Source organism: Microcoleus sp. AT9b-C3, assembly GCF_036705485.1.
In the GTDB taxonomy this organism is placed as follows: domain Bacteria; phylum Cyanobacteriota; class Cyanobacteriia; order Cyanobacteriales; family Microcoleaceae; genus Microcoleus.
On the sequence record NZ_JAUBUR010000070.1, the window covers coordinates 1 to 12362 of the forward strand.

The following is a 12362-nucleotide window of genomic DNA, read 5'->3' on the forward strand; positions in this document are numbered from 1 at the left end:
ATTCATTTTTTTATTCACGATCGAGTATTGCATATAATTGTATCATAGTCTTGATAATGATTTAGGATTGCTATAGCCGGAAATTCGTCTGCTGCTAGCCCGCGAATGGCGTGCTTGCTTCTTGACGCACTCAGAGTGGCACTGACTGATGGAACGTCGCTTCCTTTAATAATTTCACAAGAACTCTTTAAGGTAAGGCTGCCGTTAGGAAATTTTCCCAGAATGTCAGCAAGTATGGGTGCGGGGAGGGTAAGCTTTCCAGATTGATTGACATTGGCATCAAAGCTTACTTGCATTCCAAATTCTAAGTTGTAAGCAGTTAGGTGCAAATGTTGAGTTTCAGCATCAGCTTCAATCAAAATATTCGACAAAATGGGATGGCTGCTATTGCTGGGAATGATGCTTTTCAGAGCCTGTACATAATCGTTGAATTCTCTTGAATCGCAGGCAACTTCAATAGCTGATGGGAGAGGATAAGAAGAAGGCAACATTGCCTCATTTGACAAGGTTTCTAGAGAAGGAGCATCGACGGCTGGAAGTGCTGCAAAATTTGTGCAAGTTTGCGAGGTTTCTACTTTTTGTGGAGAGATTGTTAAGGGCTCTAAAACCGAGTCAGTTTCAGTTGTTGGTTTGACTGATTTCTTCACAGTTTTGGCAGAATTATGTGCTGTGGCAGTCGAGCGTTTTTTCTTAACTGTTCTCTCCAATACTTCCTCTTTATGGGATGTTCCTGTTAGTCGAGATTTTGCCATAATTAGTCTGGTGTCAGGGGTGCGATTGGCCGCTGCGGTAGCAGCACTTATTCAGGTTGTTGAGAAAGAGGAGTGGGAAGGGGAAGGAGAAGGAGAAAGAGAAGGAAAAGGAGAAGGGGAAGGAACCCAGGCGTAAAGACATAGGATTGAAGGATCGACATTATCAAAAGCTATGATGGGGTAAGCTATAGACGTAAGGATTCAGGTCACTGAACTCCTTGCTGGGCAAAGACTTTAGATCTGGAGATTGATACTAAATCAATCTCTATTCTCAATAAACCGCGAAAAAATGTCACTTTTCCTCGTTTATTGACAATTAACCAGGAAAGACAAAAACCCTTATTTTGCCCTAAAACCCTTACCAGACAAGCGTTGGAGCCGCAAGTTTTTAGACCTGAATCCTTACCTATAGACAATAAAAAATTATGGTGGACCGAGCTTGAAAAACCGATCAATTGCTACGGGTGATTTTTTCCTACTTATTCAGCAAGCCCTAATTATTCCTAAAAAACAATCTCCCCTACTTTTGCTTCAACACCACCAAGGCAATATCATCAAAAACTTTTTGCTCGCCAATATGCCGTCGCACATCTTCAATTACGACTTGCCGAATTTCCTCTACCCCTAGGTGGTGATTTCTGGATATGACTTCGCACAGTCTCTCCAAACCGTAAAGTTTTCGATTAATATCGAAAGCTTCAGTAATCCCATCGGTATAAAGCACCACTACATCTCCCGGGTTCAGCAACACTTGAGTTTGGGCAACAAAATCAGCAATCTCCCCATCCAAACCAATGGGGAAACCCAGAGATATCGTATCTATCCGCTCGACGCTGCTATCAGTACGCACCACTATTATCTCTTCATGTTGACCGCTGATATTGAGGGTGCTATCTTGATACTCTAATAATGCCAATGTCATATTTTTTCCAGAATTCATCCGCTGGAGATTGCCGTAAAGGGTTCGATTGAGCACATCCATAAACCTCACCGGGTCTGTTTCATTACTTTCTTGAAGCGTTCGGACAGCGGTTTGTGCCATAATCATTATCACACCACTTTCTAACCCGTGTCCCGTAACATCGCCGATGCTGAAATAGACTTTGCCATTCTTAGATAGCACGTCGTAGTAGTCGCCACCCACTTCATCTGCAGGTTCCATAAAAACAGCAATTTCCAAGTCTTCAATTGCCTCAATTTCTGAGGATTTTGGCAATACCATTTGTTGCAGTTGTCTCGCTACATCTAATTCGGCACTTAAGCGGATATTCTCTTTTTTCAAGCGTGAGTTGAGCGCAGTAATTTCTTCATAGGCAAGAGCGAGTTGGCGGTTGGAATCACCTAGTTGAGCCGTGCGCTGTTGCACTTTTTCTTCTAAACTTTGATAGAGGCGAGCATTTTCAATCGAAATAGCAGCTTGAGCAGATAATACTTTTAAAAGTTCCAATCTGTCGGCTGTAAATGCAGCCTCGGTTAAATTATTTTCTAAATAAAGAATGCCACGGCAAATTCCTTGATGTTGAATTGGCAGACACAGTAGCGATTTAGGATGACGCTGGATAATATAAGGCTCGCCCGCCCAATTAGCTTCCTTAGTTACATCATTAATTACTAGAGTTTCAGCCGTGCGCCAAACATAATTGACTATCGATACCGGAATCTCTTGGGTGGTGTCAACTGAGATAGATTGCAAGTGGCACTCGCTACCAAGCGATTGAGCGGTGATAAATAATTCACCCGATTGTTCTAAAATCAGAGCGCCGCCTGTTGCTCCTGCATTCTCCATCACGACTTTCATTAAAGTTGAGATTAACTGATCGAGATTAATTTCTCCAGATATGACTTGAGAGGCTTCGATGACTGTGGTTAAATCTAGAGCTGATGAAATACCTGTACCAGTGCTAGTTGTAACTTTGATCGCGGCGATTTCATGAGTCGTCAGAGTTACTGTATCGCCCAATTGCGCGCCGGGATTTCTAGTAAAAATAGGGGTCAGCAATTGAGGATAGCGTTTTTCTAAATCTTCAATTTTTGCTTTAGCTCCCCAGCGAGAGTAAGCGTAATAAGCTGCTACAATGTAGGTTTGAGCAATAGTTTCTTTGCCCCAAGCTAAGTAAAATTTGGCGGCAAGTCCGTTGGCGATTGCTTCTTCATTTACGTACTCGTTTTCTTTGGCGATAGCAATAGCGCGATCGTAATTATCCATTGCTTCCACATTTTCACCCAGGATCCGATGCCGTTCTGCTTCCACCAGATAATATTTATGCAAGTGATTCATCGGCGCGTGTTCAGCCCAGGTCTTGAGTTTTTGCTGATTGTGTGCTACTTTTTCTAAAATTAGCTCGCGATCGCTTGTGGATGAATCAGTCCAAATCGCTAGCTGTACCAGGGAGTCGTAGAAATGGAATAGGGGTACACAAAGGAGAGCGATCGCACTATCAATATATTCCTCTGCCTTGGCAGTATTTGCGATCGCTTGCGGCAATTCCTCAAATAGATAACAGAGAATCAGCTTGTTTAAATACAAATAGTGCAATCCGTTTCTGTCGTTGCCTTCTAAATGTTGCGATAGTAATTCTACTTCGTCATAAGCTTCACCCACTAAAAGGCAGGGATTTCCCGACTCACCTAATAAGTTAAGCACTGCCTGCCGAAAAATCTCATTATAATTAAACGAGGCAATTTGTTTGAGTTGTTTGAGCGCGTGACTGTAAGACGCCATTTCGCGTTCTAATTCAGTTAGTTCCGCCCCAGCAAAATATAAATGGTTACAGGCGTAACAGGCACTGTAAGCCGCAAATTCTAAATCTCCAGTTTCCAATCCAATTTGGTAACTCTCCAGCAAAGGTTTTAATGTTTTGCGGACTGGTTCTTTCCAATGGGCGACCATACCACCAAAAATAAAGAATGTTTTTGGCTTAATTTCCTTAACGTTGAACTCCGAAGCCACTGTTAAAGCTAAAAGACCAAATTGGTAACCCAATTCAAGATCTCCCACGACGCCGCACATAATTAATCCATAGGTGGCATAAGCAAAAGCCGACCAAGCAGCATTGCCATATTGCAGAGATAAATTCACCCGATGGCACACCGTCAGCGGATACATTTGAGGCGCAGAAATATAGGTAGCAGAAGATAAACTCGAAAGAATTTGCATCGCTGCCAATTTTTCTGGGTCGGTCATCGCTGGCAAGTTAATTAAGTCCTCGATTGGGCGAGATCCCAAATTTTCTCTCGTTTCCACCATTGCTTGCTGAATATCTGATGGTTGTGTATTTTCTGGAAAATCTATCCCCAAAAGCTTCAGCACTTGTAGCCCCGTTCTCACGGCGTCTAAACCTCGGGTTTGCGCCATGTATGCTTGAATTTTAACTTCATAAACTTTCACTTTATCCAGCAAAGTTTTAGCTTCGTTCAAAACAAGTGCTGACCACACCTCCATCTGCTCGAAGTTACCCCCTAGATAGGCTGACTCAGTGGCTAATTCATACAGTGCCAGCGTTCGATCGTAATTCGTTTGCCAGCTATCTGCCGTTAGCAGTTTCATGCCTAGAGATAAATAACCAAGCGCGGCCGCATAGGCTGTAGAAGCTTTGGCTTTACGTCCCGCAACTAAATTTAACTGCACCAGTTCTTCTTGTTCTGTTTGACTGTCAATTAAATCGACGGCAATATTTAACTGGTTGACAAGATCAAAAATTTTCTCTTCCCGTTCTGTTTCGGAGGTATTTGCCAACAACAGCCGTCCAATTTTCAGGTGAGTTGATTGTTTTTTGTCTTCGGGAATTAGAAAATAAGCCGCTTGCTGCACTCGATCGTGGAGAAATTTGTAAGGAACTGTCAGTTCTACATTCTCTTGACTCGTGATCGAGGAATCATCTTGGAAGAATTTGTAAACTTCACTAATCGGAATAACTAGACCTTCTTGCAAAGCTTTCCACAAGTCAGCCGCTGTCTCGGCTTGGGATTTTTCGCGGACAATTGCTAGGGTAGCGAGGTCAAAAGTGTTGCCGATGCAAGCTGCTAGTTTCAATACTGTTTGAGTATTTTCCGGCAGTTTTTGCAACTGTGTTGCCATAAACTCGACAACATCATCGCTGACGGAAATTGTCTTAACTTGTGCAATATCGCACTGCCAATAGTTACAGCTAAAATCAAACGAGATTAATCCATCTTCGTAAAGCGATTTGAGGAATTGATTCGTAAAGAAAGGATTGCCTTTGGTTTTTAGGAGTACCAGTTCGGTTAAAGAAGTTGCTCGCTCTGGCGGACAACTCAGAGTATCGGCAATGAGGCAGTTTAAGGAAGGTTGGTCTAAAGGTGCTAAGGTAATTTGATTGACCGTCGTCGCATTAGTTTCCTTAATTTCATCTAATGTCAGCATCAGTGGATGTGCGGGAGAAACTTCGTTGTCTCGATAAGCTCCTATTAGCAACAGACAACGGGTATCCCCATCGCTTAAAAGCAATTGCATCAACTTCAAAGAAGCTGAATCTGCCCACTGTAAATCATCTAAGAAAATCACTAAAGGATGTTCTTGAGTCGCGAAGACTCGGATAAACTTTTGAAACAGCAAATTAAAGCGATTTTGAGCCGCACTTCCTTCTAGTTCGGGGGCGGGTGGTTGCTTGCCAATCAGCAGTTCTAGTTCGGGGATTACCTCAATAATGACTTGGCCGTTTTCTCCTAAAGCGGCTAAGATTTTAGCTTTCCATTTCTGCACAACAGCCGCAGTTTCAGTCAGCAGTTGTCGCATTAAATTTTGCAGAGCTTGTACCCAGGCCCAAAAGGGAATATTGCGATTAAATTGGTCGAATTTTCCTTTAATAAAATAACCGCGTTGGCGGACAATAGGTTTGTGAACTTCATTGACAACGGCAGTTTTACCAATGCCGGAAAATCCTGCTACTAGCATAATTTCTGAATTGCCAGAACTGATGCGTTCAAATGCTGATAAAAGCGTTTCTACTTCTGTTCCTCTGCCGTAAAGTTTTTCTGGGATAACGAAGCGTTCGGAAATGTCCCTTTTTCCTAATCCAAAGGGTGCAATCTTACCGCTAGCTGCGTACTGTTCCAAACACTTTTCTAAATCGTATTTAATCCCAAAAGCTGTTTGATAGCGCTCTTCAGCGGTTTTTGCGATCAATTTCATTACGATGTCATTTAAAATTTGGGGGATGGCGGGATTTACTGCAATGGGGGGAATGGCTTGACGGGCAATATGACAGTGAACTAATTCCATCGGGTCTGTCGATAGAAAAGGCAACTGACCCGCTAGCAGTTCGTAAAAAGTTACGCCTAAAGAGTAAAAGTCAGTACGGTAGTCAACTCCCCGATTCATGCGTCCCGTTTGTTCCGGGGAGATATAAGCAAGGGTTCCTTCTAACTGATTGGGGTTTTGAATTTCTTGGCTTTCTCTGGGTAAAAGCGAGGAAATGCTGAAGTCAATCAGTTTGACTTGTTTAGTTTGAGGGTTAATTAAAATATTCTGGGGTTTAATATCTTTATGAATAATTCGGCAGCGATAAAGTCCTTCTAACGTCGTGACAATTTGAAGAGCTATGTCAAAAAAGTTAGCGAGGTTATCGGTAATTTTTCCTGTTTTTTCAAGAACCGGGGAAGTCAGGTAGTTAGCCAGGGAAATGCCACCATAATCCTCCATTATCAGAGCAAAACTATTTCGATAGTTTTCCAAGCTTAAATGTTTGACAATTCCCGGAAAGTCAAGATTTTTGGCAATTGTGTATTGATTGCGGAACTGTACCAGTTCGGTGAATGTTGGATATTCCGACTGAAGCAGTTTGATGGCAACTGGTTGACTGTCTAACTCTTTAATCCCTAGGTAAACTTGGGTTCTGTTACCATTGTAAATTTGTTCGGTGATGTAATAGCCAGGAATTTTTAGAGTTGTCATTTTCACTCGATATTGGTAATTTACAATTTTTAATTCTTGGCTTAGCGATCTACATCATACATCGATTTTACGGCTGTATCAGTATTGTATATTTGGCTAATTTTGAGCCTAGATAGAAAAATGAATCTTGGAGCTTATAAAATTACATTAAGTTTATCATTTATTTACAAAATAAACCTACAAAATCTAGATTACCAATATTAAGTGTTGTTATGATTTATTATCATATATTAATTATTCATAAATTTCTTTGCTCGATCGAGGGGACTAATAACTTGTATGAGTAATATTGTTGGCACGCAGAAATTAATGGGTGTGATTTAAAAATCAGTATAAGGCTCAAACTGAACGGGTATCTTCGGGGAGTTGTTGATGGATACAATTTTAGAGGTGTTCTTTCTACCACCGATGGCGATCGCGCGTTTAGGTAGCAGCGATACACCAATGGAAAGTTTCACTTGGACAGAAGATCCGAGCGTCTTTGGGGGCGATATGACCATTATAACCCCCCAAGTCAGCTTAGAAGTCAGAGAAGATGGCTCTCTGTGTCCTGACCTACCTCAGTCGATTCGCTTTCGAGATGGCAAGTCCTTGCGACCTGTTGCTCCCTTTTTTGAGTTGTGGGTAACGGTTCAGTCAGGCAAGGATGGCACGGTTAAGGAAGTGCCCCTGACCTTAAAATTGCTAGCCGAGTTGGGTGCTTCCACTGAAAACATTCGGTATCGGATAACAGCAGGAAACCGGAAAGCTTCCTACCGCACGGGCGATCCCGCTTGTTCCTACACCGCAATGGTAGAAGTGGCTGGCCAGGATTGCAAGCGTTACCCCCTGCTAGCATACAGCCGTCACACTGCGGGTCAAGCACCTCTAGTTTTGAAAGACCATCCCATTCCTCTGGGTCACTTCCAAGTCCTGCGTCCGACTCCCGAAACCAAGTTGGGGGTAGACTTGAGTCAATTGCGCGTTCGCTTCACTCCTGCTAAAGGAAAAGTATACGGCCCGCCAAGCGCGATCGCAGGTCCAGCTTCTGGGTTACCCCCCGGTGAAGCAGCAGCGCCTCTTTCAGAAGCGGGCCGCGTTCATGAAATTGTACCGCCCGAAAATCGCATCCTCAACGAAAATACGGTGTGGTCCAAGTATATTTTGGGACGAGAATACGACGATGCTTTACCCTCCGATAGTTATGACGGCGCGAATGTGGGGGATAACCGTTCCTGGGGAGTGGTGGATGATAGCTGCGATGCCGTTATTGAAGCTTACCTAGCGATCGCCTCCGAGCGCTACGTTGCTACGGCGCGAGTCTTGGTCGGTCCACCGGATTTTGCTCCGGATCGCCGTCCCTTTTACTCGATCGCCGATGACCTCGCCAACCGGGATCTGGATTCAGTACAGGTAAATAAAGGCACCGAGCAAGTAACGGCAGAAGAAATTCAAGATTTATTCCACCGCATCTATGAAACCGTAAGCTTGATGAGTCTGGATTCAGCACGCACCCGTTCGATTCGGGAAAATGATTCAGACGACCAAAAGCCTAACTTTCCGGGTATGCCCCAAATCGACAAGCGCAGTTTGTCGGGGGAAGATGTTCCCTATGTAGATAAAAGCCCGGACTTGCTAATTTCTTCAGCACCTCAAGAAGAGAGCATTAGCGTTAAACGCGATCGCTTGCCCTTTAAAGATGTCGCTCATTTCGTTCACACGCCCCTCACCGATATTGATACCCTAATCCATTTTTTCCGCAGTCACCAAAGGCACATCGAGCGACTGATCCGTCCTCCCTTCGGTCATTTCCACCAACTAGCAGATAATCCGCGACCGGATGTTGAACCCAACCCTGATTTCCGCGACCCTCGCATTTTGCGCGACAAACTCTACGATATGCGGATGCCGCCCTATATGCGCGACTCGGATGAAAATCCTCTATCTCTGACTCGACGGCAGTATGAGGAATTGATGGCATTGGTGAAACTGTTGAACGAACCGCAAGCAAAATAGCGGTTTTAAATCGAACCAAGAAGGGAGTTGTCATGGCTGAAGAAAATAACACAGCAAAGAAAATTTTTCCTCGCAATTTAACTGCGAGGGCTGCCTATCAAGTAGCAGGCAATCCTGTCACTACCCGCTTGGAATCTGGGGTAGGTAACTGTTATCCGGGGTTGGAAATGCACGTTCCTGCCCTCGATCGCCGATTTTTTCCAGGGCTGCTTTTTACCTTTGTTGACTTGGCTGATAATTCACCTCCTTATACCGAACCGCAGCGGCGAGGGGCAAAGCTGATTTATGTCGATTTAACCGATCCACAAATGAATCGCAGCAACCCCAAAGTGGCCGAACTTTACCGAGAACTGTCTGGAGACAAAGGAGCAAATTTGGCTGCGGGAACCTGGTACCTGCACTCGATCGAGCAGGACGGGAAAGAAATTTTCATGTACGAATATAGCGAAGAGGGCAGCCGCACTCCCTTGCAAGGTTTAGTCGTCTGGCGTTTAGTCAGTAGCTTAAAACCAGAACCTGCTGCTTTGAAAATTAAATTGATCCGGCGCGATACCGACTCCCCATCATTCATCGAATTGACAGCTTGGCGGCGGCGTTACGTCGATCCGAAAACAGGAGTTATTGACCTTGCTTACTCTCCCGGAGAATTGGGACAGAGTTTGTGTTCCCCTTGGACGCATGATTTCCGCGATTGTGCTTGTCATTATTGGGCTTCTAATCATCCAGATGTCGTGTATGGTGCGATCGCTCCCGATGAAGAAATTCTGCCCGATGGCGAGTCAGCTAATCCCATTAAAGCCAATACTCCCATTGACTGGTTGCGCGAAGATCGATCGCCCTCTGGCATAGCAGCAGCGATGAATACGATCAACAAAAATCGCCCCTTCCAGTTCGACCATTTCCAAATCAACCAACGCTGGGAAGAGTTAAATATTGTATTGCAGGGTCATGAAATTGGAGAAACTTACCAACCTCAACCCCGCCAAGCTGACCCCGAACCGTTTGGTTCCCCCGAAGAATTGGCAGCCGAACTGCGAGACAAATTAGCTCCATTAGAAATGGCTCTGGCTTTGGAATATTTGTATGCTCGTTATTCTATTAAAACACCTGAAGAAATTGAAGGCGAAGTCTGGCCTACTCTCAAGTCAGATGTCACTTTCATGCGACATTTTCTGATGATGGTAGCAGCGGGTGAAATGACTCACCTGCGTTGGGTCAACCAATTGCTTTGGGGACTTTACCAAGCTGGATTAATTGAGTTTTACGAACCCGTTTTGATCCCAGCTACCGAAATCCCGATCGGTCGCCATGACAAGCCGCGCCCCAGACAACTCCGTCCGCTCACTCTAGAAACGCTAGAGGACTTTATTAAAGTTGAAAAACCGAGCGGATATATTGAAGGAGCTTACGCGCGGGTTGTTGCCACTTTGCGCCAACCGGAATATCAACATCTGAATCATTTATACGAACTGGCGATTCGGATTGACACCGACGGCGTGCAGCATTTCAGCCACTTCCGCGATATTAAGAAGGCTCTAAAAGCTTACCCGAAAGATAGACCCGATCTTTACCTTCGCAATGTCCGAGTAGGAACGCAGAATGAGGCTTGTAAAGCCCTCGAATTGTATCGAGGAATTATCCTACCCGGGCTGGAAAGAGCTTACTATAGTTTCTCTGAAAAACACTTTCATGAAGGGGGCGAACTGACTCATGTTGCTAGGAATGCAATGACACAACTGAATGAAATTGGCGACAATCTAGCACGTCAGGGGATTGGAATTCCCTTTTGGCAAGACGATCGTTCAGACGATATTTAGGCTGGGTTATATACTATTTGGGAAATCTTTATGCGCTTTAATGGCTTGAGAGAGAGTTCGGAATTATTGTCAAAACTTCATTTTTTTGATGCCGATTTTGGAGCGCATATCTTAATAGCTGATGGCTCTCAAGTTTATGCCATCTATCCAGAATTGCAACAAGAAATAGAAGCAGCAGCCAAAGAGAATACCGATAATGTCGAGATCCTTCTCAAACAATACGGATTGACTGCCAAAACCTTTATAGATGGTCAACCGCTGTCACAACCGCCATTAAAAGCACTGTCCCTCGCTGTTGCCCAGAAATGCAACCTGGGATGCACTTATTGTTACGCCCAAGAAGGCAGTTTCGGGGGGTTTGCCAAAAATATGTCTTGGGAGGTGGCAAAAGCGGCTGTGGAGCGATTATTTGAGGAAGCGCAACCCGAAGAACGGGTGAATCTCTCTTTTTTGGGAGGAGAACCTTTAGTAAATCGTCAATTAATTCATGCTGCCACTCAGTTAGCTTTTGATTTATCCCAAAAAAGAGGTGTAAAAATTGGCTTTTCAATTACCACGAATGGTACTTTGCTTGAACCAGAGGATGCAGACTTTTTTGAGCGGTATGGATTTGCCGTAACAGTAAGTTTGGATGGTGTGGGGGAAGTTCACGATCGCACCCGTTCGTTCAAAAGTGGCAAAGGCAGTTACGAGCGAGTCATGGCTAATATTAAACCGTTACTATCCCAGCAACGACAAATGCAAGTTTCCGCCCGCGTTACGGTAACACCTAAAAATTTGTACCTGCGAGAAACCTTGGAGCATTTTATCGGTTTGGGATTTCACAGTATCGGCTTTTCTCCCATGCTGAGTTCGCCAACAGGACGCGAGCAAATGGAAACAGAAGGTCTCCAAGTGATGCTCGCACAAATGATTGACTGCGGGCAAGAGTTCGAGCGACAAACAATTGCAGGAAACCGCTATCCCTTTGCCAATATAACTTCAGCAATACAACACATTCATCGAGGCACTCATAGACCCTACCCTTGCGGTGCAGGTGCAGGATATATGGGGGTATCTGCGGAGGGGAATCTCTCTGCTTGTCATCGCTTTGTCGATGATGAGGCTGGTTTTATGGGCAGTCTGAAAAACGGGATCGATCGAGAAAAACAAGATCGGTGGTTGGCAGAAAGACAAGTCGATCGTCAAGAACCTTGCAATAGCTGTTGGGCGCGTTATTTGTGCAGCGGTGGATGCCATTATGAGGTGATTCATCGCGGTAGACCTGCTTGCGATTATATTCGGGGCTGGTTGCATTTTTGCTTGCAAACTTACGTCAATCTATTAGAAAAATGTCCGGCTTATTTTATGGGCGATCGCATTCCTATTTGAATTAACAGGACTTAGGCAAAAAAAACGGGATTCTCTGAAAAATCTTCGCTTGGAAATTAGATATTTATGCAGAAACTAAGTTTCTAGGTTCCTAACGCAGAGGCAAAGAAAGCGGATTTATTGAGACAATTTTTAAGCTAAAATCCAAACTCTCAAATCTCAAATCGAATGACTGCTAATTTCCCGATTGAAACCGAAGTTTGTGTGGTGGGCGGTGGGCCTGCTGGTTCTAGTATTGCTCGCAGGCTGGCACTTTTAGGTCACAATGTTTGTTTGATCGAAAAAGCGGCGTTTCCTCGCCCCCACATCGGGGAGTCTTTGCCGCCGTCTATTATACAGGTGTTTGAATTGTTGGGGGTGCGATCGCTAATCGAAGCAGCGGGTTTTTTGAGAAGCCATCGCGCGCGAGTTCGTTGGTCAAGTACCGACAATAGTTCAATGGCACTGAAAAAGTGAGCAAAAAAAAATCTGTAAGGCAAGATATATATAGATCGTTGCCTTACAAACCAAAAT

7 protein-coding genes are annotated in these 12362 nt (G+C 44.3%); 5 read left to right on the forward strand and 2 right to left on the reverse strand.

Translation table 11 applies throughout. The annotated features are described in order from the left end of the window. Positions 1 to 14 precede the first annotated feature (14 nt). A complete protein-coding gene (locus QUB77_RS30505) occupies positions 15 to 647 on the reverse strand; it encodes a hypothetical protein (protein ID WP_333180781.1) in 633 nt (210 codons plus the stop codon). Here QUB77_RS30505 and QUB77_RS30510 point away from each other — a divergent pair. Then, positions 631 to 888: a hypothetical protein gene (locus QUB77_RS30510; RefSeq protein ID WP_333180780.1), complete on the forward strand. Its 258-nt coding sequence runs from the start codon at positions 631 to 633 to the stop codon at positions 886 to 888. The two genes, QUB77_RS30505 and QUB77_RS30510, sit on opposite strands and share 17 nt — an antisense overlap. A 384-nt stretch (positions 889 to 1272) precedes the next feature. Here the strand turns inward: QUB77_RS30510 and QUB77_RS30515 are convergent, their stop codons facing one another. Next, entirely contained in the window at positions 1273 to 6666 is a 5394-nt protein-coding gene (locus QUB77_RS30515) for an AAA family ATPase (RefSeq protein WP_333180779.1), read from the reverse strand. Between the two features lie 372 nt (positions 6667 to 7038). Between QUB77_RS30515 and QUB77_RS30520 the strand changes: the two genes are divergently transcribed. The 4 genes from QUB77_RS30520 to QUB77_RS30535 all read left to right on the forward strand — a co-directional run bounded on the left by QUB77_RS30520 (position 7039) and on the right by QUB77_RS30535 (position 12305). Beyond that, on the forward strand, positions 7039 to 8661 hold the full coding sequence (locus tag QUB77_RS30520) for a hypothetical protein (RefSeq protein ID WP_333180778.1): 1623 nt from the start codon (positions 7039 to 7041) through the stop codon (positions 8659 to 8661). A 32-nt stretch (positions 8662 to 8693) separates the two neighbouring features. Then, positions 8694 to 10478 (forward strand): ferritin-like domain-containing protein, encoded by a 1785-nt coding sequence (locus QUB77_RS30525; protein WP_333180777.1) that lies wholly within the window; start codon positions 8694 to 8696, stop codon positions 10476 to 10478. A gap of 30 nt (positions 10479 to 10508) precedes the next feature. Beyond that, positions 10509 to 11849 (forward strand): radical SAM/SPASM domain-containing protein, encoded by a 1341-nt coding sequence (locus QUB77_RS30530; protein ID WP_333180776.1) that lies wholly within the window; start codon positions 10509 to 10511, stop codon positions 11847 to 11849. Positions 11850 to 12017: 168 nt separating this feature from the next. Then, entirely contained in the window at positions 12018 to 12305 is a 288-nt protein-coding gene (locus QUB77_RS30535; RefSeq protein WP_333180775.1) for an FAD-dependent oxidoreductase, read from the forward strand. Positions 12306 to 12362 lie beyond the last annotated feature (57 nt).